The sequence below is a fragment of the Ignavibacteriales bacterium genome (assembly GCA_026390595.1).
In the GTDB taxonomy this organism is placed as follows: domain Bacteria; phylum Bacteroidota; class Ignavibacteria; order UBA10030; family UBA10030; genus UBA9647.
The window spans coordinates 69,096-92,926 of sequence record JAPLFQ010000010.1; the positions used below are offsets into that span (position 1 = coordinate 69,096).

The window sequence follows — 23,831 nt, forward strand, 5'->3', positions numbered from 1 at the left end:
AAGAACCCAATTTGCTTACAACAAGAAAGAAACCCGAATCTATGTCGATGGTTAGAGGACAGTTGGTAACTTTTGAAAGCTCGCAGGGGGTGAAGCTTGAGGGACTATTGTTTGCTGAACCACAAAACGGCACTTGCATTATTCATGTTCACGGAAGCTTCGGGAACTTCTATTCAAATGCCTTTATCTCGGTAATGGCTGAGTTCTACACGAGAGCTGGATTGAACTTTCTTACCTTCAATACGAGTGCTCACGACGGAATTGCGGAGGGCTATCGAAAAGGAAAATTCGAGTATTTGGGAGGTGCGCTAAGTTCATTCGGAGAGTGTGTCGCCGACATTGAAGGGGCTGTTGATTTTGTGAGGTCATTCAACTCCCGGATGATTCTGCAAGGCCACAGCCTTGGGTGCGACAGAGTACTACACTACCTCATCGAGACAAAAGTAGCTCTTCCATTTGTGCTGCTTTGCCCATGCGACAGCTACGAGCTTCAACAGAGGTGGATATTCCCCGAGACGGTCGAATCACAGCTAAAACGATTGCGAGCGACGCTTCCGGAGGAATATCCGCTTTTACCAATCAAAGAATACGGGATACGTCAAGGAGATGATTGGACTTATCCCATACCAATTTCGATGAAGGCTCTTCTGAGCATAATGGAAGGACCTGTCTACAAATTGATCAGACTCAGGAATCCGGCTCGTTTTCGAATCAATTCTGATTGCCTGATTTATATCGGTGGAAATGACAGGCTCCAGACGGGTACCGTCGACCAAATGTTTAGCTACTTCGAGGAGCGGACAAGGAGCGTAAAGAGAGTGTACGATCAGGGGGGAGATCATATGCTGGAACCTGACCCCGCATCTATTGTTGATCAGATCTTGAAGTGGGCGAGACCCATAGCCCAATGAGGCTCGATAGAAGATAGCAAGAATGTGAGGCAAGAATACTCTTTTTTTCAGAGTGTGTGCGCGACCACGAGAGACCTTTTAGGCCCGCCGAATCGCAAGGTAAAGCAGCCGGGATCCTTGGTCGAAAACTTTTCCGATGCTTCTCGCCTCACCATTTTCATTGCATCGGGTTGAATTGCTTCTGCTTGCACCAGAAATGTTGACGAAATCAAATACAATAACCTACGCGTGAAATGAAAGTAAAACCATGGATAACTTAAGTCAGTGGTTGCTCGTGCTCGGAGGTATCCTCGGTGGTGTTGCTACATCCGTGCTCGCCTACATCGCTTGGAGAACTTGGAAAAAGCAGCAGGCCAAACACGTCCTGAAACTCTTTGTTTCAATCCAGATGAACAATCTCCAACCAAATGAGTATGAAGAGATACACCGAAATGTCTCAAAGACTATTGATATAATAGAAGGACTAAATCGAGACGTCAAGGTTTATTGGTTCAACAAGAAATATCCCTCTCACCATATTGTATCCAGAGATGACATCAATATTGATGAGTACATGATGGCAATCGACAACTGCGATCACTTCCTCGCTGTAATTCCAGAGAAGGTCCACAGCAGCATTTTCTTTGAGTCGGGATACGCTCTTGCCAAAGGAAAGGGCTGCTATTTCTTTACGCCCTTGAATAAGCAAGTACTTCCTAGCATCATGGAAGGATCCTCCGACGTGTATACAAATGCGAAGAAGGTGGTTTATGATGGGATGCCTGATTTCATTCATAAGTTTGTCCAGTTGGTTCCCCATTTACATTTATCAGCCGATGGAATGCAGATAAATTGAGCATCAGATCAGTTCAGTGGTGCTGATCCGAAAAAAAAGCAGCCAGCAACATTTGGCTGCTTTTCTATTTCACGTCAACCGTGTCCGCTGAATGAACAGAGTCGTCGCCAGCTTCTGGATCTCATCATTCGAGAATTGGATGCCTGAATCCCTTACGATATCAACAGCATCACGAACAGACTGAAAAAGAAGTTCTTTCAGATTATCCTTTCGTTGTGATTCCGGTTCCGGCGCCTTGCCCAGAATCGACAGTTCCAGCCTCGAACTTCCTTTCTTCCCATTCGGTACACGCTTGAGAGCAAATTCACTTCCAACTCCGAGCTGCTTCTCCTCGATGATCGAATGGATCTCATCTGTCGCAAACAGGCTGCGAGTCTCTCCGGTCTCCAAGTCCTTGACGCTATAGAGATAGAATTTTCCAAAACTGCTCTGTCCAGCGTAGACTGGCTTGAGGATTTTGAACCGGGCTTCTTGGTTCAGCTCAAGCTCAACCTTCGGTGGGTTGTTGCCATTTCCGTTATTTTGTCCCATTGCCGTTTCCTTTCGTGAGTTGATATGAGAAATTGATTGCAGCCGGGATGAGCTTGGTACCGAGAGGAATATCACCCGATGACTTGATGTGTGCTGCGATGGCCTGAAGATCAGGCTCGTGTTTCTCCGGAGTCGTCCTAAGGAAGCCATACCGAGGAGCGATCTTCATGAAGACAGCCATGTTGTCGATTTCGATCTTGTCTCGACCTTTGCGAAGTGCGAGCGTTCCGTGTGGTAACCGAAGGGTCTTTTCACCGGTTTGTTCGGATTGCACGCGCCAGAAGCTCTCAACGTTGAAGAGAAGCCATGACCGCTTTTTGTCCAATCGCTCAATCTCCGATTTGCGATACCGCTCGATGAGTTTGATTTCATCGTCAGCAAGCTTGTTGACATCATCCATCTGTGATTCCAGTTTCGCCACGGCCATTAGCAATTGATCTGCCTTCAGACGGTCCAGTTCAATCTTGACTTTGTGTTCCTTTTCCTCGACCTCTGCAAGCAACTCATCCATGAACGATGTCATTTGTTTCTCCTCCATGCGATGATGGATTCGAGCGCTGTAAGCACGCTGCATAGAATCGCATACACGAATTTGAGATGTTTCACAGAACCCTCCATGTCTTAATGCCACTGGCGAGAGTTGCAAAAATGATGCGAAGTGCTCGCCAGATACGTTTCCAGTTGATATTCATTGTCATCTCCTTTGAAATAGAATGAAGCCGCCGCCGATCATCACCCCTACGGTTTGAGGTTTAGAGTGTGTCTTTGGCGGCTCCAGATTATTGTTCGTTCTGATACCATCTGCACTGATGCCGGTCTTTGTCATTGCGCATACCAGCAAATTGTGGATGGCGAATCGCCCCACTCTTTAATCTCTCCATTCCTTTGATCATGACAACCTTCCCGATGTAATTGTTAGGACGGAGGGACATATCCGCGCGCTCTGCATCGGACATTCCAGACGCCTGCCCCAATTCGGTGAGCTTGCCGTCCACATATTGCCCGAAGATCATGGCACCGATACGGTCGTTGAACTTGCCCTTTCCTTTTGTAAATCCCATCACCACACAGTCGAACGTCGCTGACTTCTTTGCCTTGAGCCAGTTGTTGGCCGGCCTGCCACCTTGCACATACAGAGCGTCGAGGCGTTTTAACATGATTCCTTCACCACCTCGTGAGAGCACGGATTCATACAGACTCCATTTTCCCTTGGCCGTAAAAGCCCACGGAAGGAAGATCACGTACGGCGATTGCAATGCGCCATTCAGAATATCCAGGACGGCAATTCTCTCTCGCAGCGTTTTGTGTGACAGATCCTCACCCCGATATCTCAGAACATCGAACACAAATGCCTTTACCTGTCCGTATGTCCTGCCCACCTCACGGCTGTGGATAGCTCCAGACAGGCTCGCAGCATCGACCCCAGGTGCCAATATTTCTGTGTCGAGGACTGTGTTCGCAAGTTGTGGAAATCGTAGCGACGCTAGATGAGGAAGTGCAGCGGTCTTTTCCAGTGGCCTCGTTGGATCCTCCACCCCAGCGCTTCGAGAAAAAATCCTCAGTCCGGTCTTTGTGACATGGGCAATACAGCGCATCCCGTCCAACTTCTCTTGAGCTGCATAGTTCTCGTTGCAGATGAGCCAATTGAGATGATCTTGGTTCTTGATCCCTTGAGCGTTCATCGGCCAGATTACGGGAACATCAGTCTTTTTTTTTCTGCAGTGGCTGGTACAGGCTCACCATTCTGCGTGACGACGATATAGCCCTTCTTCCGTTTCTGATTCAGCTTCTTCTGGAACTCCTCATTGGCTTCTGCCTTGTTATCGCCATCGTAGATGATCGAGACCTTGGGAGCCTGGCCAATTGCTCCATACAAGGCCTTCACCGTGAATCGGCCATTGTTTTGCAAGGGGTGAAATTCATAGAACTTGTTGTGGCCCCCAGTCGTGCATTCAAGCCGTATCATAGTTCTCCTCTCGTAAACTGGAAACGCCCCAACATTCAAAAGACAATGCAAGGCCGAGCTTGTCACTGTCCAAGCTGAATGAAGGAGCGTTTCGAATTGAATGGAAAAGGTGGGTTAGTTCTTGAGGTAGTCTTCGGCGAGAGAGAAAGCCCGTTGCTTGAGCTTTTCCCCAGACCCAAACCACATACTCTTCAGGCGTTTGCTCGGATCCTCTGTAGTGCTGACGTGATCCACCAGCTCGGTCACGGCATTGTATGCGCCGAACAGAGTGCCCCGGTGCATTGTTGCGTCGCGCTGTGTTGCGTGGATATCCAGGATCTTTTTGCGAAGGTTTTCTGTCCGGGTGTAGCTCTCCGCTTCCGGATTGTCCGGGATGAGTGTTTTCACATATTGCATCAGTTCACGGTCCGTGACCTTCCGAAGCGCCATTCGATTGAACACGAAATCTAGTTGCTGAAAGAGATGATTCGTGAGCCCGAGTAGCTTGTGTGCTTCTTCCAGCTTAGCAGGAGCGGTTGCTGTGTGCTTTATCCGGACTTCCTGCTCGGTGCCAGCGAGTGCGACTGAAAGTGTATTTTGGCATACTACTCTTACAGGACTGAGCTTTATTCGGATGTGAGAGCTGCCGTCATGAGAGTTATAGAGCAGCAGGTATTTCTCGATCAGATCATTTGACTTGCCGACTCGTATGTATCCAGGCAGCTTGGCTAGCAACCAGATCTTTTCGCCCTTGCCCAAGACTCCTCCGGTGTGATAAATCGCCTCATCACGGTCGACCAACGGATCGAAGAAGCTGAACGCATCGCGATTCTGTACCGGCTCGTAACGTGAACCAACAACTCCTAGGACTGTACCTGTGTCCAAGCGAACAGTCGCGAAATGATCAGGCACCAAAACACTCTGCCGGCTGATCTTTGTGAACAGAGGTCGCTTGATCACGTTGTAGTCGAGTCCTGCTGCTTCGATTGCTTGTGCAGCTGTGGCAGGGTCTGCCAGTTTTCGGCCTAGGCGATGCCAGGGGGTTTCCCCAAAATAGAACATGCTGGCTTGACCTGATTTGCCGACATAAAGATTGTGTGCCATTGCTGTTTCCTTTCTTATGTGATCTGGCTATTGCATGATTGCAGCAGCCGCGTCGTTGACTGCCTTGCGGAACTCTTCGATGGTCTCGCCGAAAACACGGATTGTCATCTTCTGTTTCTGGTCGCCGTCGATTTTCGATTCCGTTATGGAGAGATATTTGTTCCCGTTCTTCGCCTCTTTCAAATCCACGAAGTATGTCGTTCGGCCAGATCTAACCATGGTCGAATAGAGTGCGCTGTCGTTTGCCATCTGGCTTCTCCTTATGATGATTGATGTAACGCGGTCACACCCTCTTATACCATAAAATAGGGGACCCATTCTTCCAGAGAATGAGCCTCAACCCAAAGTAATGTTACATCAGATCCTATCGGCGGAGGTACTACGACATAGATCCAGGAAGCAAACGAGCGAAGCAGGATGACCGCGGATTTCTACTGGGTGAAGTGAATCCTAAGATTTTTTTGGGTTTTGTAAATCGGACCCTATTGGCGCGATGGTACCATCCGACCCGAGTAAGGTGTTTTCATTATTTTTTGTTTGGGTAAAATTGCGGCTATTTATGGTCGAGTGACGACGAGGGGATTAGAAAGCGTCACAAAAGGATGTCAAAAGGTGGGTGAAGCATTGTAGAAGTCTGACAGATGTGTCAGAAAAGGGTCGCCGAAATGTGACAAAAGCGTATGCATGCTAAACCATTGCGAATGGAAGAGTTGACCTTCAATTGAGATTAATTCCGAGAGAACTTTGGGCGAAGGACCGGAATTTTCATCGGAGGTGATGAGACTAACGCGTCGAATGTGAACGCGGAAAACGATTTGGCACAATAACGCCCAACTTCCCATCAGGATTCGTTGCTATTAGGGCTTGTTTGGCGTAAATTCTCACGAAATTCATTGACACCGACAGGCTGTTCATTCCTTAGAGACCGTTCTACGCCAAACAGCTGATCAGATTGCGTTCGAGTGGCGCTTGTAATCGAATGTGTGCCTATTCTCAGGCAACTAGTGAAAATAAATGCCAAGTGAAGTGATAAAACCTAATATGATTTTGAAGGGCCCAGCATTTCCCGAGGCTGTCCAGGTCATTGCTGTGATTCCCTTGGGCGGGAACCAAAAAATCATAGGAAAAGGTCTTACTAGTGGGCTCGTCCGCGAATATGTTTTCAACGATGCTCAGATCAGTAAACTGGACGTTAGCCCCGAAAGACAACCCTTCGACGGTGACCCGAACAAGTTTCGTTTGGGTGTCGAAGCTCTGCGGCTTGGCTTGGCGTATGAGTATGATCCCTACTTCACACTTTCGATTGCACGGGTGGATCCCTTGCCTCATCAGCTGGAGGCCGTTTACGATTATTTCATCAAGCTTCCCAGGATCCGGTTTCTTCTCGCTGACGATCCAGGTGCGGGCAAGACAATTATGGCAGGTCTTTTGATCAAGGAATTGAAGATCAGGGGACTCGTGAAGCGGACTCTCATCGTCACTCCTGCCAATCTTTCCTTTCAATGGCAACGGGAACTCAAAGATAAATTCCGTGAGAATTTTGAAGTCATACGGAGTGATGTTCTTAGGGCTAACTACGGCAGCAATCCCTGGCAAGAAAGAAATCAAGTCATTACATCTGTCTCATGGGTGTCCCGCATAGATGATGCTCGTGAGAGCCTTCTGCGTAGCCACTGGGACCTCATCATCGTTGATGAAGCCCACAAGATGAGCGCATACAGTTCGGACAAGAAAACGCTCGCGTATCAGTTGGGCGAATCGTTGTCCCAGATGACCGACCATTTTCTGCTGATGACGGCCACTCCGCACAAGGGCGATCCCGAAAACTTCTGTTTGTTCCTCGAACTCCTCGACAAGGATGTCTATGGAGATGTCAAGAGTCTAGAAGAGGCGATGCGTCGCAATTCCGCCCCGTTCTATCTGCGTCGGGTAAAAGAAGCGCTAGTCAGCTTCCCCAATCCGGATACTGGGGAAGTGAAGACCCTTTTTACCAAACGGTTTGTCCAGACAACAGAATTCCAGATCAACAACGATGAGTGGGAATTCTATGATGCGCTTACAAGGTACGTAGAGGACCAGTCTATTAAAGCTGCTGCGGATGATACTTCCAGGGGGCGAGCTCTTGGCTTCACCATGGCTATGCTCCAGCGACGGTTCGCTTCCAGCATATCTGCCGTAAGAAAGACTCTCGAACGGATGAAATCCAAACGAGAGAGGATTCTCGCAGATCCGGAAGAATACAAAAGAGAACTCGTCGCGAAGCGTTTGCCGGAAGATTTTGATGATTTGCCTGAGGAAGAGCAGCAAGAAATTGTGGCTCAACTCGAAGACGTGGTCGCCTCCATCGATCCTAATGAATTGAGGGAAGAAATTCTGCAATTGGGATTGCTTATCGACCAAGCGAGGATTCTCGAAAAGAAAGAAGTTGAATCAAAGCTCGTAAAGTTGAAAGAGGTTATTTCTGAAAACGGGGTCTTCAAGGATCCGAAGATGAAGGTCCTCATTTTCACTGAGCACAAGGACACGCTGGACTATCTGGTTGGAAAGCTTCAGGAGTGGGGCTTGTCAGTCACACAAATCCACGGCGGGCTGAAGATCGGTGATCGAGATACGCCGGGTTCCCGCATATACGCAGAGAGAGAGTTTAAGGAACAGTGCCAGGTGATGGTAGCAACAGAGGCTGCCGGCGAGGGGATTAACCTGCAGTTTTGCTGGTTCATGATTAACTATGATATTCCGTGGAACCCTGTGCGCCTCGAACAGCGGATGGGGCGAATCCATAGATATGGCCAGGAGAAAGACTGTCTGATATTCAATTTTGTATCCACGAACACAAGAGAAGGGCGTGTTCTTCAGAAGTTGTTTGAAAGGTTGAAGAATATTGAAGATGACCTAGATCCTAAGAAAACAGGTAAGATCTTCAATGTTTTGGGCGATGTTTTTCCAGCGAACCAATTGGAAAAGATGTTGCGAGAGATGTACTCCCGCAATTTGACTGAAGAGGTGATTAAAAGTCGTATCGTTGATCAGGTTGACCCGAATCGGTTCCGCAACATAACGAATTCTACTCTCGAAGGACTGGCTAAAAGAGAGTTGAATCTATCAGCTATTATCGGAAGATCTGCAGAGGCAAAAGAACGCAGGTTAGTTCCGGAAGTCATCGAGGATTTCTTTGTAAAATCGGCTCCTCACTCGGGAATCCACCCAAAGGAATCAAGCAAAGGGTCCCATGTTTACAGAATAGGTCGCGTTCCGCGAACTCTGTGGCCAACCGGAGAGTTGCTTGAACCACGGTTTGGGAAGCTTGGGAGAGAGTACAAGACAATTGCATTCGATAAGGAGAAGTTGATTGCCGATCCGACTCTCGATTGGATCACCCCGGGGCATCCTCTTTTTGAGACTGTCCGTGAGGATCTGCTGGGTAGAGTTCTGCCCGATCTGAAGAAGGGGGCTGTGTTTTTCGATTTGAACCGATCTAAACCGGCCTGCTTGGATATACTCTCTGCAGCTATTCGAGATGGACGCGGCAATGTGCTCCATAAGCGTTTGTTTGCAGTCGAATCGAGCGCGGGTGTTTCTGATATTCGGCAGCCAACCCTGCTCCTTGACCTCATTCCCGCGTTGCCTGGCTACTCTGTTCCAACTGACTCAACCCTGCCGGATATTAGCACAGTTGAAGCAACGCTCGTGGAAAAGGCTTTGTATCCTTTGTTAAATGAGGTATCTGAACAGCGTCGAAAGGAGACCGACGTAATCGCAAGGCACATCGAGATCAGTTTGAACGAACTCATAAACCGTCAGAATCTCCGCCTCGCTGAGTTGGTGCAAAGGCAACAGGATGGAGATGCATCACCTTTGATGTCGGCCAACATCAAGACAGTTGAAAATTGGTTGGACGAGTTGAACGGTAGATTGGAGAGGCGGCGAGAAGAGTTGGAGAAAGAGAGACATTGTGCCATAAGCGATATTGTCCATCAGGGACGGGCATGGATACTGCCCCACCCTGATCGATTGTCACCCGAGCTTGCTCCGATGGTGAGGGATGATGATGTGGAAAGGAGAGCGGTTCAAGAGGCAATTAAGTATGAAGAAACGCGCGGTTGGATTGTCGAGAGTGTAGAGAAAGACAACCGAGGCTTTGACCTAATTTCAAGGCGACCCCACCCGGAAGACCCACAAACAGCAATTGAAGTACGATTCATCGAAGTGAAAGGGCGCTCCGGCGTAGGTGAAGTTCTACTAACTGCCAATGAGTACAAGACTGCTGAACGCCTTAAGAGCGATTTTTTTCTGTATGTAGTGTTCAATTGTGCGGCTTCGCCAGAGCTCCATGTCATCGAGAATCCGGCGCGATTGAACTGGCAACCAATTATGCAGATTGAGCAATATCATATCGGGCCAAGGGAATTATTCGAGTAACCAGACTCGCGGGCTCGCGACACACACTGATAGAATGAATTGGATAGAAGCGTGGAATACTGCAGACGATTAATTGAGGTCGACCTTCCAATAAAGCGGATATCTATCCACGCCCGACGGGAAAAATACATTGGAACTATTACTTCACTGCACCTATGGTGGGCGCGGCGACCGTTGGCCGCTTGTCGAGCCGTAATATGTGCAGCCCTCTGGCCCGATCCAGCGAGTGAGGGATGTCCAGTCGCGTTCATATCCAAAGCAAAAACGGAAATGCTTGCGTGGACTTCTCATGAGAGACAGGCTTTGCTGAGTGGCGAAAGTCGCAAACGGTTTGAGCAGGCTCGACAAAAACCTGCTCGGTTCGATGATCCGATGGAGCTGCGTCAAGCCTTGCTTGATTTCATCGCCGACTTTGCGAACTGGGACAACTCGAGGAAGAACGAATACCTTGGCACAAGTCGTGCGCTCACGCAATCTGCGCATGAGGCTCTTGGTGGTTCACTTGGCACTAGACCGTTGATAGTGGATCCATTCGCTGGTGGAGGTTCGATTCCTCTTGAAGCTCTAAGGGTTGGCGCAGATGCATTTGCAAGCGATCTGAATCCGATCCCCGTTCTCCTCAACAGGGTAGTTCTTGAATATGTCCCGAAGTACGGTCAACGCCTCGTCGACGAGGTTCGCAAGTGGGGCGAGTGGATCTACAAGGAAGCCGAGAAGGAACTCGCCAAGTTCTACCCAAAAGACTATGACGGGGCAACTCCCATCGCCTATCTTTGGGCTCGCACGATCAAATGCGAGGGCCCGGGTTGTGGTGCGGAAGTGCCGCTGATCCGATCGCTTTGGCTGGCCAAAAAAAAGGATCGATCCGTAGCACTACAACTTGTGCCAAAGCCAAGAGCGAAGCAAGTTGATTTTCAAATCATAGTCAAGAAAGGAAATGTTTGGGCTGATCAGAATAGTTCCAATACAAGAATCAAGGATCCGAAACTTGATGGCACAGTTAAGCGTGGGTCCGCGACATGCCCATGCTGTGGATTCACGACGCCTGTAACTCGTGTTAGGGTGCAGCTTAAGGCAAAAAAGGGCGGTGCTAACAGTGCAAGACTGATGGTAGTGGTCACGACGCAAGAGGAAAAAGCAGGGCGGACTTTTAGGCTTCCCAATTCGAATGACTTTCGATCTATAGACGCTGCTGAGATCAAACTGAGAACGGTCATATCACACTCAAAAAGTGTCCTAAGTTTTACACCCGAAGAACCCACACCTCAGGGCGGTGGCAGCGGAGCAGGCAGAGCGTTTTCGCAACGCCATTATGGAATGGACACGTTCGCTGACTTGTTCGCTAGTCGTCAACTACTTACACTGGGGCTTCTGGCGCAAGAGGTTCGGAAGGTTGGTGACAAGGTGCGCGAGAGTGATCGTTCGTTTGGAGACGTTGTTCAGACTACACTGGCCCTTGCCGTGAGTAGGGAAAGCGACCACTTAAACTCCGGCTGCTCATGGAATCCATCCGGACAAAAAATGCAACACCTTTATGCGCGCCAGGCAATACCAATTGTGTGGGATTTTTGTGAGATCAACCCTTTTGGCGGGTCGGTCGGCGATTGGCAATCTACAGTGGACTGCATAGTCTCAGCCCTTGAGGTGGCGAATTTTGACGCCAGCCCTGGAACGGCGTCGCAAGACTCGGCGCAGTCGCACTCATTACCAGACGGATCTGCTCACGCGCTAGTTACAGATCCACCCTACTATGATGCTGTCCCTTATGCTGATCTAGCAGATTTCTTTTATGTTTGGTTGAAGAGAAGTTGTCCGGGTTTCTGGCATGAACAGCTCACACCAAAAGATGACGAATGTATCGTCGACGAAGTGAAGGGTAAGGACACTGCCTTCTTTGTACGAACGATGAGGATGGCAATGACCGAAGCCCGGCGCATTCTTGCCCAGAATGGAATTGGTCTCGTCGTTTTTGCACACAAATCGACCTCGGGCTGGGAGGCGCAGCTTCAGGCAATGATCGACGCGGGCTGGACGATTACGGGCTCCTGGCCAATTGACACAGAACTCGCAACGCGGCTCCGCGCCCGCGATTCTGCAGCGCTTGCGTCGTCAATTCATCTAGTTTGTCGTCCTCGTGAGACAATGAATGGTGCCAACTTTGCCAATGACATCGGAAATTGGCGTGATGTCTTGAGTGAGTTACCTGGCCGCATCCATACGTGGATGCCTCGATTAGCCGAGGAAGGTGTCGTCGGTGCAGATGCGATTTTTGCATGTTTGGGTCCAGCGCTAGAAATTTTCTCCCGGTATGCTCGAGTCGAGAAAACCAGTGGTGATGTTGTGACTCTGGGAGAATACCTAGAAAACGTTTGGGCAGCAGTTGCCAAAGAAGCGCTCACCATGATATTCACAGATGCCGATGTCACAGGTTTCGAAGAGGATGCTCGACTCACTGCAATGTGGCTGTGGACGTTGCGCGGGGATGTGAGTATTGCGCTCGACGATGATGAAGAAGCGAGCGAGAATGACGATGAATCTGAAGGAATCAAGACAAGCTTATCAGGCTATTTCTTAGAATATGACGCTGCGAGGAAGATAGCGCAAGGACTTGGTGCCCATCTTGAAAAGCTCGTCTCCTTGATTGAAGTGAAGGGAGAAAACGCACGGCTTTTGCCGGTTGCTGAACGAGCATCATATCTTTTTGGAGTAAACGCTTTGGAGGCTGGCTCTCAGAAGAAGAAAACAGCCGACCAAGGTGATTTGTTCGGTCTCCTAAAGCAAGCGGAGGAGTCCAAGCCAAAGCTCTCATTAGGGCGAAGTGTGGACGCCCAAGGAACTGTACTCGACAATTTACATAAATGCATGATCCTCTTCGCAACGGGAAGGGGAGATGCAATGAAGCGCCTGCTTGTTGATGATGGATTGGGCAAGGATCAACGATTCTGGAAACTTGGCCAAGCGTTATCAGCGCTCTATCCAAAAGCCAGCGACGAGAAACGTTGGGTTGATGGTGTGATGGCGCGAAAAAAAGGACTCGGTTTCTAATCATTCGAATCGGCGCTATGTTCTCCAATGATTGGCGAAATGTATTTACGGAAGTCGTGAAAGGCGATAACCTTCAGGATCTCCTGCGAGTCGCCGCAACTTCGGGCAATCTGACTGACTGGACGAGAGGTTTGACAACCGCCGTTGTGAAATCATTCCAAGGCATGGGGTGGGAGGCGAGCGCAAAAGGTAATAAAGCAACCATATTGCCAGTAGCGAGGAGTGAGTATCTTTCACTGGATGTAGTCGCCTTTCGGAGGAGCGACAAGCACTGGGCATTTCCCGTGGCGGTAGCTGAGCTAGAAAACAGTCGTGATGAAGACAAGATTGCATATTCACTTTGGAAGGTCATGTGCATAAGAGCTGATTTCCGCTTGGTGTTCTGCTACCGTGATCAGGTATCGGAAATCCCTTCACTCATTTCACATCTCAAAGAAAAAGTTGTCGGATCCATGGCATTGACCGACCGAGCAGGATTTAGCGGAGAAACAGTGCTCGTGGTGGGTCACAGAGGCGACGCAGAGATCTTTCCATATGGATATTTTAAGTGGTGGATATTAGATGCCAATACATCTTCTCTCAGCTTAATGTAGGAAAGCACGTCATGAAACTAAGACCATGGTACGATGTTGTGAAGCCTCGCTCAGACCTCAGAGAAGGCAAGCCTCTGGATGCAGCAGAGTTTGCGGTCCACCTTGACCAGGTGCGTGATGGACGTGCTCCCGATGTGTATCAGAATCCCAAGGAGTTCTTTGAGCGCACTTACCTGACACAAAACTTGGCGGGACTGGCCGCAGAAGTGGTTCGACGTCTCAATGGTGAGAGAACGGAAACGTCGGCTGTGTTTAATCTGGCAACACAGTTTGGGGGTGGCAAAACGCACGCTCTCACACTTCTATATCATCTAGCTGCCCATGGCCCCGCTTCAAAGGAGTGGCCCGGCGTTAAACAAATCATTGAGAAATCGGGGATGCCAGATATCCCAAAGGCCGCTACTGCGGTATTTGTTGGAACTGAATTCGACTCCCTGACCGGAAGGGGTGGAAAAGATGGGAACCCTCTTCGGAAAACGCCGTGGGGAGAGATTGCCTTTCAATTGGGAGGTGCAGATGCATTGGCTGTCCTTGCTGAACACGAAAAGCAGTTGATTGCTCCAGCTGGGGATGTAATTCGATTGTTTTTGCCGAAAGACAAGCCCTGTCTAATCCTTTTCGATGAGGTGCTCAACTATGTGGGGCGAAATCGAAAATCCGGCCTGTCGGCCCAGCTCTTCACCTTCCTCCAAAACCTATCAGAAGAAGCACGTGGTCGGTCCAATCTGGTTTTGGTTGTTTCAATACCAAAGTCTGAAATCGAGATGACTCCCGAGGATCAATCAGATCATGAGCGGTTCAAAAACGTTTTGAATCGGTTAGGGAAGGCAGTCTTCATGTCTGCTGAAACTGAGACATCGGAAATTATCCGACGCCGATTGTTCGAATGGCACGGTCTACCCGAGGATGCGAACAAGACAATTGCAGCATACGTTGAATGGATTAGTGCCCACAAAAAGCAGTTGCCGGATGATTTCGCAAAAGGAAAGATCCGAGATGAATTTGCAGCGACATATCCATTTCATCCTACGGTAATTTCTGTCTTCGAGCGCAAATGGCAAGCATTGCCGAGATTCCAACGCACACGAGGTGTTCTTCGCCTTCTGGCACTCTGGGTCTCAAAAGCCTATAGCGAAGGCTACAAAGGGGCACACAAAGATCCTTTGATCAGCCTGGGGACGGCTCCCCTCGATGATCCGATTTTCCGCGCAGCAATTTTCGAACAGCTCGGTGAATCGCGACTTGAAGTCTCTGTAACTACGGATATTGTCGGAAAGAGCTCATCGCATGCCTCGCGTCTGGACGAAGAGGCCGTCCAAACCATCAAAGACGCCAGATTACATCGCAAAGCCTCGACAGCAATCTTTTTTGAGTCCAACGGAGGGCAGGCGAGGACGGAAGCCACGATTCCGGAGATTAGGTTAGATGTAGCGGACCCAGATCTTGACATCGGCAATGTTGAAACAATCCTCGAAGCACTAACGGAGACGAGCTATTTTCTCAATGTCGACAAAAACCGATATCGCTACGGTCTCACGCCCAATCTCAATAAGCTACTAGCAGATAGAAGGGCGAGCATTCAATCTTCACGTATTGACGAGAGAGTAAAGGCCGAAGTTCAGAAAGCTTTCCCCCCTGCCGCGGGTGTCGAAAGAATATTCTTTCCGGAAAAGAGCGGACAAATTTCGGACAGGCCAATCATCACATTCGTAATTCTTTCCGCAGATCAGTCAAGGACGGAACCTGGGACAGTTCCTATGATTGAGGCAATGACCCGGGATTGCGGGACTTCTGCACGCACATTTAAGAGCGCGTTGATTTGGTGTGTTCCGGAATCTGGGGATCTTATGAAAGAGGATGCCCGTAAGACCCTTGCTTGGGAAGACATTCAAGTAGAAGCTCAAGAACTTCAACTCGACGAATCACAAACGCGTCAACTATCTGAGAATCTGAAGAAAGCGTTGCGCGACCTTCGAGAGAGCGCTTGGAGGACCTACAAGAATCTGTATTTGCTTGGGAAAGATAATCAGATTCGTTTCATCGATCTTGGAATGATCAACTCAAGCGCCTCAGAGTCCATTATGTCTTATGTGATTAATCGCCTGCGACAGGATGATGAAATCGTCAAGGATGTCAGTCCAACATTTCTTGTGAAGAATTGGCCTGGCGCGTTCAAAGAGTGGAGCACCAAGTCTGCTAGGGATGCATTCTTTGCATCACCACAGTTTCCTCGCCTCTTGAATTCAGAAGCCATTAGGGAATCCATAACCAAGGGTGTTGAGAATGGCTATCTCGCATACGTTGGAAAGGACCCTAGCGGCAAGTATGATCCATTCTTCTTCAAGAAGGCTATGAGCAGCACGGAGGTAGATGTATCTGATCAGATGTTCATCATCACTGGAACAGAAGCAGAGAAGCACCTTGAACCGCCAAAACTAGTTTCCATTCAAATCCTGCCAGCCTATGCTCACCTAAAGCCGGGAGTGCAGCAAGCGTTCTCGGCAAAAGGAATTGACCAGCACGGAAACGATTTAAAATTGACGCAGTCGTCCTGGAAGGCAACGGGTGGCCGCTTTATCGAGAATGAAGTTTTCGAGGCAGGGGAAAAAGAAGGTAACTATTTGATCACGGTGTCTTGTGGGGTGGTCTCCGCGACAGCACAGGTTGTCGTCTCGAAGGAGGAGACTCCCCCTCCACAGCCGCCGCCGGCTACCGGCGTGGCTACACTCCGCTGGTCCGGAGAAGTACCTCCGCAAAAGTGGATGAACTTCTATACCAAAATATTGGCAAAGTTCGTGTCTGGAAAAGGACTAAAACTTTCCGTCAATTTCGATGTGGCTCCTGAGGGAGGGGTTTCTACGCAACAGGTAGAAGAGACCAAAGTGGCCTTGCGTGAAATTGGGCTCGATGACAAGCTGACGGTCGAATAAGGTCTCGTCACCAAAACCTAGATCATGCTCTGTAAATAGTCTGCTCCTGACTACATTAGCCAATGTCCATCACATTCTTGTGGAGATAAGACCCTATGCCGAGCAAGCGCGAGTCAATCAGAAAGAAAGCCATAGAATTGCTGAAGGCCAATCCTGAAGGCCTTCGCTGGACGGAACTCCTCAAAGGGTTGCAAAAGGCATTGCCGGACATTGTGCCAAAGACTATCGCAGGCAGTACTTGGAATTTGGACTTGGTAGCACCCGATCAAGTATACAAACCTGCACGAGGTCTCTGGAAATACAAGGGGAAAGAAACTGATGAGGTGGTCGAAGAGGTTGTCGTCCCGGCCAGCGTAAAGGAAGAAAACTTCTACGCGCCATTTGCTGAGTGGATCAAAAATGAGCTCGGTGAATGTACCGAAGCCGTTGCCTTTGGTGGCAATTCTCTGAGCAAGAAATGGGGAACACCAGATGTGATAGGTGTCTATCGCCCGAGAAAGCGGGATGTCGTACAATTCGATCCTGAGGTTCTTTCGGCCGAAATCAAAGTGTCGGCGCAGGACCCGACTACGGCATTTGGTCAGGCGATAGCTTATAGATTGTTCAGTTCGAAGGTTTATATCGTGGAACCGGTCACTTTGAGTCCGGCAGATCTCGACAGACTTGAAGCGCTATGCTTGTTGTTTGGCGTTGGCTTGGTTCTATTCACACCCGATATCCAGAATCCGAATTTCACCATTCGAACACGAGCCCAGAAGTACAATCCGGACATGTTTTGGGTAAACGAGTTTGCGGATAAGCTCTATTCTGTGAACAAAGATGCTTTCAGCCTTTTGTTTGGTTAGAATGGGTTCAATGTCGAGGAGTTTCTCCTTGTGATGCCAATTCTATCTTGGTTGTCAATCTAACGCGTTACTATGTTGAACCAGCTGTGTTGATTAAGTGCCGTCTCTAATATGGCGAGATTCTAATTGGATAAACCGACGATATTCACTGTAGGACACTCGACTCACACCTTGGAGTATTTTCTAGAGCTTCTGCAAGCTCATTCCATCAATTGTCTCGTTGATGTGAGGAGTGTTGCAGCAAGCTCATACAACCCGCAGTACAATAAGGACATCCTATCACATTTCTTGGATGAACACAGTATCATTTATATGCACTTTGCCGAGGAATTCGGTGCCAGACATTCTGAACCCGAACTCCTCGATGAAGATGGGAAAGTCGATTTTGACAAGGTAAGGGAGACAGAGGCATTCAAGCGTGGTGTAGTGAGGATAAAGCAAGGGGTAGATAAAGGATACATCATTGCTTTGATGTGCTCTGAGGCAGAGCCATTCGATTGTCACCGATTTTCTATGGTGTCAATAGCCTTGGATCGGGAGGGGTTTGACGTCATTCACATATTGAAAGACAAGACTACAAAACGTAACGCTCAATTGGAGAACCAACTGCTCAAGAAATACGACAAGAAAATCCCGAAGCCCGATATATTCGAACCAGATGTTACCCTTGATCAACAATTGGCGGTTGCGTATAGGCTGCGGAACAAGGACATCGCATTTTCTCCATTCGACAAAGAAACTGAAGAGGGAGCATGATCAAACTGTTCACTATCGGATTTACAAACAAATCAGCAGAGAAATTTTTTGGCCTTCTGACCAAGAACGGTGTCAGGAAAGTTATTGATACCCGCTTAAACAATGTGTCACAACTCGCCGGTTTTTCGAAAGGATCCGATCTTCAGTTCTTCCTTTCACAGATTGGAGACATCAATTATGAGCATAGGATAGACCTCGCCCCAACGAAAGAACTACTCTCGGGTTATCGTGCAAAAGAGATGACTTGGGCCAATTATGAGGAACAATACCTCAAGCTGTTGAAAACAAGAGACATTGCGGGCAAGATGGTATTCGAGGGGTTGGATAAGAGTTGCCTGCTGTGTAGCGAGCATGAACCGGACAAGTGTCATAGAAGATTGCTCGCAGAGTATCTTCAGTCCCTTCGCAATGATATCGAAATAGTTCACCTAAAGTGAGTAACCACCCGCATGCCTACTAAGTTTGTTTGTCTCGCGAATTCATACAAGGAGGGAGGGCGTTGTCTAGCAGGGATTGAGATTGATAATCACTATAATGCGGTCAGGGATCGTGGGAGGCCGAAATGGATCAGACCGATTTGCAACACTCAACACGGTCAGGTTCCTACAGGTCTGGTACAGGGGCTGAACGTTCTGGATATTCTTGGCGTGCAGGTCACGCAGAGGCTGAACAATGGATATCAGTCAGAGAATGTCTACTTCGATGAAAAATCGCTGGAAAGAACTGGCGTCTTCAATAAAACGCTGCTCAATAACCTATGTTCAGACCAGACTAAGATATTTGGAAACTACGGGAAGGCGGTAGCACCTGACGCCATAACCACTCTTTCACATTCACTGATGTTCGTCAAACTATCAGTTTACGAGGTTATCGAGCGAACATATTCAGATTCTCCTGGACGAGCTCAGGTCAGGCTTGTCTTCAAGTATTACGAACATACCTACGACCTGCCAGTGACGGATCCACAATTCCTGCATAAGTACAAATTAAATCCGGATGTTCTGACAGGTGTTCGTGAACTATTCATTACTCTGTCCCTTGGGGTCCTTCATCAAGGGTGGTACTCTAAACTGGTCGCCGCAATAATATGGTAAACAACTGTCGGGAGCGAATTTTGGAGGTTGTTCCCAAAATGCAGCTTCAGGATATTGATAGTCCTGTCCGTCAAACTGGCCTGGATAGTCTCGATTTGGTGGTTGTGAGGGTTACGTTGGAAAAGGATTTTGGGCTGGAGATTCCTGACGGGGATTGGTTCGGGTTCGATTCGATTGGGGAGGCAATCCAGTATTGCGAGCAGATGGGATCTCACCGAGAGATTTCTCAACATATTGATCAACCACCTTCTCTTGCCAGGAAATATTCGATCAACATGCCCCAGATGGCCATATCGGGCTTGTCGGAAAATTGGCTATTCAAAGAATTGGGGGATATACACTGGGACCTTCTGTTTCGAGGATTGGGCAAATGTTCCAGCGAAGTAGTTGACGAGGATGGCAACAGGCTCTATGCCACATTCGCACGTATCCAATTCTGCTCAGCTTCGCTTAGCGCCTACAAGGAGAATGACGAAATCACGATCGATGCGGCTATTCGACGTTTCGGCAAAGGTACTTTCGTATCTGAGGCAGCGCTAAAGAATACCCGAATTGCTCTAGAAGCCAGACTCATGACTTGTTTTGCGTCAAGGGAAATGACTGACAACACGAAATTGTTGAAGTGTCAGCCATCCGAGCAGATCAGAGGGATACCTGAATATGCTACGACCCCGGAGTTCCTGAATGAGTACCGTTTGATCAAGAAAGGACTATCGGATCAGATCGATATTGCTGGTCATTCATTTAGAGTTGGCGATGACTATATCTACGAGCGCGAATACACTCTGAATCCTTATTATGACCTCAATGGTGTGGGTTTGCTCTACTTCGCATCTTATCCCGTGATCGCTGACTTTTGTGAATCTAAGTACTTCAACGGTGGCCATGGGTCATCAAGGTGGGAAACAGATTATTCGACGAGTTGTCGTGACGTTCACTATTTTGCGAACTGCAATATTGAGGACTCGATCATATTCCGACTCAATAGCCATGACAGCGTAGCGGATGGGAAAGTGAAGTCTGCATCATCGCTCTATCGAAAAAGCGACATGACTCTAATGGCGAGAATCTTCACGGTCAAAGATCGCGAACAAGGAAGGCACCAAACCAACGAACACTGAAGGTCGAGAATGTGGAGTTAGGGTGTGGTTTGATTCTGCCCTGTGCTCCTCTGCAGAAGATACGGATATGCCAACCATGAAGAGACATCGCAATGCCTGAAGTGATGACTTGGGAAGATGTCGGCCCGGTTGCCCAGAACGCCCTTAATGTCTGGGTCGGAGGAGCTGAGCAGCGATGGGCTGAAAGGGCTTGGGTTGCCATCTTAGACGCGGGTCTGGCAGAATACTCGACTGAGCTAGAGCGTCATAAAGTTGGTCTTCGTTTCATTTCTCTTTGCGACATATATCTTGATTTCTGCAAGGTGGGACGTGAGGAAGAATGTGAGTCGGACTATTCCGCGTGGATTGCAGATCTTGGCTTTTCGGATTTTATCCTCGGAGTTCTAATCGGTCGCTCGAAGGATATCGATGACAATGATATCGAGGATTATGCCTCCGATGATTTGATCCGGGTTCTGGCGTCAAGCGTTCGGGAAGAAGTGGTTACGGCGATTACCAAAGGACTTGGAGGGCGCAACGGCCTATTTGAATCCCTTTGGTTGAGTCGATTCGATGAGAAAGAGACGGTTGACGAGGAACGTGATTCCGTGTTTACAGAACTGACTGGAGACAAGATGGCTCTCTGGTCTTGGATTGATCAAGGCTGCTACCCGTATCGGTGATGATTCTCGACAAATAACAGACTACTGAAACATCAATGAGGCAACAATGGAAGAAGAGCAAAAGGAAGTAGGGCCTACGTTTGGTGAATATCAGGGCAAGCCGATCATACGCATCCCAACCGTCGACAAGCCAAATCCCGATACCACCTGGCATTGGATGTCGTTTGGAAAGAATAAAGCGAAAGCGATCGTGAAGTATTTTGATTCGATAAAGAAGTTTGCGGAAGAATGAACATCCAGGCGAATGGTGGTAGGCAAGTAGCAATTCGAAAAAGGTCAAACCATCCGCCTAGTCCCCTCGCTTGACCTTTCATCCTGAACAAATCTAGACGCGGATTGAAAAAATGACTCTCGGCTTACGCGGACTCCGGAGAAAGACAATCACATTCTTTGAGGGCCCGCCCTCTAGCTCATTTGGCAAAGTCACCGAAAACCGCAAGACCTCCAAACTTTCGGACCTTAACAACTTCTTGCATAACAGGATGATGCTGGGGCAAAGAGCGAGAGGGATCAAGTTCCAGAAAGGAGACAAGAACCATTACTTTCGGAACTTAAACGAGTTCGAAGAGCTTTCACAATGGATCGATCAGCTCGGTGAGATTGCCGCTCAATACCCACCCGATTCAACAGTCAAGCCTGCCGTCGAGAGCTTGAAGGTAACCCTCGGCCAAGAACTTGAGAATTTCAGCAAGGAATTCAAAAACCAATATGGTGAATTACCACAAGGTGCTCGTCGAAAGGTTGCCAAGTATTCTAATCAGGAACTCGCTTTGATGTATTTGGAGTATTGTTCGCAAAGTGGGAAATCACTCCCCTCTACCCCTGAGTTGGAATCTGGCACTCCTGTGTCGCAGCCCACCTGGCATAGAGCTTACAAACGAAAAAGCTTCTGGCTCGAAGTGCGTGAGCTTGGCAATCAAAGAGTCGATGAAGAAGTGAAGGAATTGAAGAAGGCTAACGACCGAAAAGACCTGATGGTGAAAGCAGCAAATGACGCTGATGACAAGTTGCTCAAGCTTAAGGAGGTGACTGAAACCAATAAACGCGATGATGTTGACTTGGTGAATGTTGCGAGTATCGAGGAAATCGACTCCTATGACATCGATGACAAGATTGATGCTAAGGACCTTATTGATGAAATGACCAGACCTCAGCTCATTCGTGCGATAGTTAACGAACGCCCTGATATTATTCCTGGAGATCTCGAGAGAGAACCGTTGTTCAAGCTGAGAACTCTACTAGCCAAGCTACTGTTCCCGTGAAAGGGCTGGATGAATAGCCGCTGAAACACCACATTGAATAGCTGTTGAATAGAACGCCAGCCTCCCGGTTGGCGTTTTTTGTTTGTATTGACCAGTTCGCCCCTTCCGCACACCCATCCCTGAATATCCTCTCTTCTAGTGAGCGCGATAACGCGCAAAACTACACACCACTACTTCAGAGGATATCATGAACCAGATCACCAGTTGCCAGTCCAAGGCGATCAGCCTTAACCAGATTCTCACATCTAGCTTCATTCAGCTCCCAGTATATACCCGGTTCCAGAAAACAGACTTGTACCTGACAGTTCCGGTGACTTCTATTGAAGTCTCAAACTCTGGGATCACGGTCCACACCTCGAACGGCGCACCATCCCAGATTGCTTGGGACGAATTGCTGGACATAGTCACTTTCGTCGACGGTAATGGCAAGCCAGTGTTCCTGGCTGAAATATCCAACGGCAGCGACATCGCCGCAACCATTTTCTCTGAGCTTGAGGAAAACTCAGATCAAATGCTCCTTATCCGCTTCAAGCATCAGCATGAGTATATGTCGGAGGATGATGCTCGTGAGGCCTGGTGGGAAGCAAGGAGAATGGCTTCACGCAAACGTGCGTACCGATTTGCACTAGCAGCATAATCAGCAACCAAACAAAACCAATCGCCGGGCGTCAGCTGATTCGCCCGGCACAATTCAATCACACGGAGGTTCCTATGTCACATACAGCGCTTTCTTATATCAGTTCAAACCACATACCCAGTCGGACTTTGATTTCCACCAACGGGTCCACTGGCCAAGGCCGTCATCTTCACGAAGTAAAGAAGCTCGTCAGGCTCTTGGCCCGCAAATCGGCTCAATTGCCTATTTACACCAGGTTTCAAACAATCTCCGGATATCAGACAGTCCCAGTGATGTCGGTGCAAGTCACGGGACGAGAAATCGTAGCTCGCATCGAAAATGCAGAGCCTCTGCTGATTACCTGGGAACAGCTTGTTGGACTTGTCGTTTTCGCTGACGACAAAGGCCGGCCGTATTTTGACGCCAACTCCGCATTCATGCAGGAAGAGATTTTCGAATTGGACGAAACAATGGAGCTTGAACTCGCAGCATAATCAGCAACCAAACAAAACCAACTGCTGGGCGTCGCTGATTCGCTTGGCGCATTTCAAACATAAAGGGCAACACCATGAGCAAACCAAAAGGAAATACAGATTCACCGGCTAACGGTGGCAATCATCACGAACGCAAATCCAGCGAGAAAGGAAAAGTGGCAGTTGCTGGGAAGGAATATCCCATTGTCCGCGGAGCGATTAAGATGGATCGAAGAGACGCTGAGAGCATCAGCCTGTCCGATTTTCCCCCAGGCTCGATAGTCGAATTCCCCGATAAAGGGGCCGGCTTTCACGTCCAGGCGATCCAGAAAATCACCAAAACGGGAGCAGAGGTAGTCATCCTCACTCGCACTTCGCCAGATGATCCAATGCTTCTCGACCGCAGCGTGCACTTCGGTCTGGCAGCAAATCTCATACGGCAACGCGAGGAAAAACAGAAAGACATCCAGCTCCTCGTTGACCATTGCTGCGAGCACAGCTCACTTGTTGCGGCGGTGATTCCCTGCAAGGGTCACACGGTGGGAGCAGTTGTAGCGGCTGGTGAGAAGATCTTCTCTGACACACTGAGCGGACTGGAGTCCATAGAGAAAGGAGTAGTAAGAAGAATCCAGTACTTGGAAGAAAGGGGCATATTGCCCGGTCCTTCCATCACTACAAACATGCATTAA

Annotated in this window: 23 protein-coding genes; 17 read left to right on the top strand and 6 right to left on the bottom strand. The window is 48.6% G+C overall.

The features are described 5' to 3' along the window. Window positions 1-11 precede the first annotated feature (11 nt). Both NTU47_04220 and NTU47_04225 read left to right on the top strand, forming a co-directional pair. A complete protein-coding gene (locus NTU47_04220) occupies window positions 12-911 on the top strand; it encodes a hypothetical protein (protein MCX6133002.1) in 900 nt (299 codons plus the stop codon). Between the two features lie 247 nt (window positions 912-1,158). Further along, complete coding sequence (locus NTU47_04225; GenBank protein ID MCX6133003.1) at window positions 1,159-1,746, top strand: hypothetical protein; 588 nt, start codon at window positions 1,159-1,161, stop codon at window positions 1,744-1,746. A 69-nt stretch (window positions 1,747-1,815) separates the two neighbouring features. Here NTU47_04225 and NTU47_04230 read toward each other — a convergent pair whose 3' ends face one another. The 6 genes from NTU47_04230 to NTU47_04255 all read right to left on the bottom strand — a co-directional run bounded on the left by NTU47_04230 (window position 1,816) and on the right by NTU47_04255 (window position 5,575). Further along, entirely contained in the window at window positions 1,816-2,277 is a 462-nt protein-coding gene (locus NTU47_04230; GenBank protein ID MCX6133004.1) for a hypothetical protein, read from the bottom strand. Then, entirely contained in the window at window positions 2,264-2,800 is a 537-nt protein-coding gene (locus NTU47_04235) for a host-nuclease inhibitor Gam family protein (GenBank protein ID MCX6133005.1), read from the bottom strand. Before NTU47_04235 ends, NTU47_04230 begins: the two co-directional genes overlap by 14 nt. 256 nt (window positions 2,801-3,056) lie before the next feature. Continuing rightward, window positions 3,057-3,959: a hypothetical protein gene (locus NTU47_04240; GenBank protein ID MCX6133006.1), complete on the bottom strand. Its 903-nt coding sequence runs from the start codon at window positions 3,957-3,959 to the stop codon at window positions 3,057-3,059. 8 nt (window positions 3,960-3,967) lie between these two features. Further along, window positions 3,968-4,243, bottom strand: a complete 276-nt coding sequence (locus NTU47_04245) for a WGR domain-containing protein (protein MCX6133007.1) — start codon at window positions 4,241-4,243, stop codon at window positions 3,968-3,970. 114 nt (window positions 4,244-4,357) lie between these two features. Continuing rightward, a complete protein-coding gene (locus NTU47_04250; protein ID MCX6133008.1) occupies window positions 4,358-5,326 on the bottom strand; it encodes a DUF932 domain-containing protein in 969 nt (322 codons plus the stop codon). A 27-nt stretch (window positions 5,327-5,353) separates the two neighbouring features. Further along, on the bottom strand, window positions 5,354-5,575 hold the full coding sequence (locus tag NTU47_04255) for a DUF3276 family protein (protein MCX6133009.1): 222 nt from the start codon (window positions 5,573-5,575) through the stop codon (window positions 5,354-5,356). Window positions 5,576-6,340: 765 nt separating this feature from the next. On the opposite strand from NTU47_04255, the gene NTU47_04260 reads away from it, so the two are divergent. From NTU47_04260 to NTU47_04330, 15 genes are all read left to right on the top strand, one after another. After that, complete coding sequence (locus NTU47_04260) at window positions 6,341-9,745, top strand: SNF2-related protein (protein ID MCX6133010.1); 3,405 nt, start codon at window positions 6,341-6,343, stop codon at window positions 9,743-9,745. Window positions 9,746-10,048: 303 nt separating this feature from the next. Then, window positions 10,049-12,790, top strand: coding sequence for a hypothetical protein (locus NTU47_04265; protein ID MCX6133011.1), 2,742 nt, complete (start codon window positions 10,049-10,051; stop codon window positions 12,788-12,790). Between the two features lie 17 nt (window positions 12,791-12,807). Further along, complete coding sequence (locus NTU47_04270) at window positions 12,808-13,383, top strand: hypothetical protein (GenBank protein MCX6133012.1); 576 nt, start codon at window positions 12,808-12,810, stop codon at window positions 13,381-13,383. An 11-nt stretch (window positions 13,384-13,394) separates the two neighbouring features. Continuing rightward, on the top strand, window positions 13,395-16,313 hold the full coding sequence (locus tag NTU47_04275) for a DUF499 domain-containing protein (protein ID MCX6133013.1): 2,919 nt from the start codon (window positions 13,395-13,397) through the stop codon (window positions 16,311-16,313). Window positions 16,314-16,408: 95 nt separating this feature from the next. After that, complete coding sequence (locus NTU47_04280; GenBank protein ID MCX6133014.1) at window positions 16,409-17,158, top strand: hypothetical protein; 750 nt, start codon at window positions 16,409-16,411, stop codon at window positions 17,156-17,158. 126 nt (window positions 17,159-17,284) lie between these two features. Beyond that, window positions 17,285-17,914, top strand: a complete 630-nt coding sequence (locus tag NTU47_04285; GenBank protein MCX6133015.1) for a DUF488 domain-containing protein — start codon at window positions 17,285-17,287, stop codon at window positions 17,912-17,914. Continuing rightward, window positions 17,911-18,351 (top strand): DUF488 domain-containing protein, encoded by a 441-nt coding sequence (locus tag NTU47_04290; protein ID MCX6133016.1) that lies wholly within the window; start codon window positions 17,911-17,913, stop codon window positions 18,349-18,351. The genes NTU47_04285 and NTU47_04290 overlap by 4 nt, the downstream gene beginning before the upstream one ends. 12 nt (window positions 18,352-18,363) lie before the next feature. Further along, window positions 18,364-19,008, top strand: a complete 645-nt coding sequence (locus tag NTU47_04295; GenBank protein ID MCX6133017.1) for a hypothetical protein — start codon at window positions 18,364-18,366, stop codon at window positions 19,006-19,008. A 38-nt stretch (window positions 19,009-19,046) separates the two neighbouring features. Then, window positions 19,047-20,129: a phosphopantetheine-binding protein gene (locus NTU47_04300; protein MCX6133018.1), complete on the top strand. Its 1,083-nt coding sequence runs from the start codon at window positions 19,047-19,049 to the stop codon at window positions 20,127-20,129. A 92-nt stretch (window positions 20,130-20,221) separates the two neighbouring features. Continuing rightward, on the top strand, window positions 20,222-20,791 hold the full coding sequence (locus NTU47_04305; GenBank protein ID MCX6133019.1) for a hypothetical protein: 570 nt from the start codon (window positions 20,222-20,224) through the stop codon (window positions 20,789-20,791). Between the two features lie 46 nt (window positions 20,792-20,837). Further along, on the top strand, window positions 20,838-21,023 hold the full coding sequence (locus NTU47_04310) for a hypothetical protein (protein ID MCX6133020.1): 186 nt from the start codon (window positions 20,838-20,840) through the stop codon (window positions 21,021-21,023). A gap of 250 nt (window positions 21,024-21,273) precedes the next feature. Next, a complete protein-coding gene (locus NTU47_04315) occupies window positions 21,274-22,053 on the top strand; it encodes a hypothetical protein (protein ID MCX6133021.1) in 780 nt (259 codons plus the stop codon). A 187-nt stretch (window positions 22,054-22,240) separates the two neighbouring features. Further along, the gene (locus tag NTU47_04320; protein MCX6133022.1) at window positions 22,241-22,690 is read left to right on the top strand and encodes a hypothetical protein; all 450 of its coding nucleotides are present in this window, start codon (window positions 22,241-22,243) and stop codon (window positions 22,688-22,690) included. Window positions 22,691-22,764: 74 nt separating this feature from the next. Next, on the top strand, window positions 22,765-23,163 hold the full coding sequence (locus tag NTU47_04325) for a hypothetical protein (GenBank protein ID MCX6133023.1): 399 nt from the start codon (window positions 22,765-22,767) through the stop codon (window positions 23,161-23,163). 74 nt (window positions 23,164-23,237) lie between these two features. Next, the gene (locus tag NTU47_04330) at window positions 23,238-23,831 is read left to right on the top strand and encodes a hypothetical protein (protein MCX6133024.1); all 594 of its coding nucleotides are present in this window, start codon (window positions 23,238-23,240) and stop codon (window positions 23,829-23,831) included.

Bases quoted from the DNA above. Each gene is read 5' to 3' on its own strand.
- NTU47_04230 (MCX6133004.1), bottom strand. From the start codon at position 2,277: ATGGGACAAAATAACGGAAATGGCAACAACCCACCGAAGGTTGAGCTT.
- NTU47_04325 (MCX6133023.1), top strand. From the start codon at position 22,765: ATGTCACATACAGCGCTTTCTTATATCAGTTCAAACCACATACCCAGT.
- NTU47_04295 (MCX6133017.1), top strand. From the start codon at position 18,364: ATGCCTACTAAGTTTGTTTGTCTCGCGAATTCATACAAGGAGGGAGGG.
- NTU47_04275 (MCX6133013.1), top strand. From the start codon at position 13,395: ATGAAACTAAGACCATGGTACGATGTTGTGAAGCCTCGCTCAGACCTC.
- NTU47_04240 (MCX6133006.1), bottom strand. From the start codon at position 3,959: ATGAACGCTCAAGGGATCAAGAACCAAGATCATCTCAATTGGCTCATC.
- NTU47_04300 (MCX6133018.1), top strand. From the start codon at position 19,047: ATGCAGCTTCAGGATATTGATAGTCCTGTCCGTCAAACTGGCCTGGAT.
- NTU47_04255 (MCX6133009.1), bottom strand. From the start codon at position 5,575: ATGGCAAACGACAGCGCACTCTATTCGACCATGGTTAGATCTGGCCGA.
- NTU47_04320 (MCX6133022.1), top strand. From the start codon at position 22,241: ATGAACCAGATCACCAGTTGCCAGTCCAAGGCGATCAGCCTTAACCAG.
- NTU47_04280 (MCX6133014.1), top strand. From the start codon at position 16,409: ATGCCGAGCAAGCGCGAGTCAATCAGAAAGAAAGCCATAGAATTGCTG.
- NTU47_04270 (MCX6133012.1), top strand. From the start codon at position 12,808: ATGTTCTCCAATGATTGGCGAAATGTATTTACGGAAGTCGTGAAAGGC.
- NTU47_04330 (MCX6133024.1), top strand. From the start codon at position 23,238: ATGAGCAAACCAAAAGGAAATACAGATTCACCGGCTAACGGTGGCAAT.
- NTU47_04315 (MCX6133021.1), top strand. From the start codon at position 21,274: ATGATGCTGGGGCAAAGAGCGAGAGGGATCAAGTTCCAGAAAGGAGAC.
- NTU47_04245 (MCX6133007.1), bottom strand. From the start codon at position 4,243: ATGATACGGCTTGAATGCACGACTGGGGGCCACAACAAGTTCTATGAA.
- NTU47_04290 (MCX6133016.1), top strand. From the start codon at position 17,911: ATGATCAAACTGTTCACTATCGGATTTACAAACAAATCAGCAGAGAAA.
- NTU47_04225 (MCX6133003.1), top strand. From the start codon at position 1,159: ATGGATAACTTAAGTCAGTGGTTGCTCGTGCTCGGAGGTATCCTCGGT.
- NTU47_04235 (MCX6133005.1), bottom strand. From the start codon at position 2,800: ATGACATCGTTCATGGATGAGTTGCTTGCAGAGGTCGAGGAAAAGGAA.
- NTU47_04260 (MCX6133010.1), top strand. From the start codon at position 6,341: ATGCCAAGTGAAGTGATAAAACCTAATATGATTTTGAAGGGCCCAGCA.
- NTU47_04250 (MCX6133008.1), bottom strand. From the start codon at position 5,326: ATGGCACACAATCTTTATGTCGGCAAATCAGGTCAAGCCAGCATGTTC.
- NTU47_04305 (MCX6133019.1), top strand. From the start codon at position 20,222: ATGCCTGAAGTGATGACTTGGGAAGATGTCGGCCCGGTTGCCCAGAAC.
- NTU47_04310 (MCX6133020.1), top strand. From the start codon at position 20,838: ATGGAAGAAGAGCAAAAGGAAGTAGGGCCTACGTTTGGTGAATATCAG.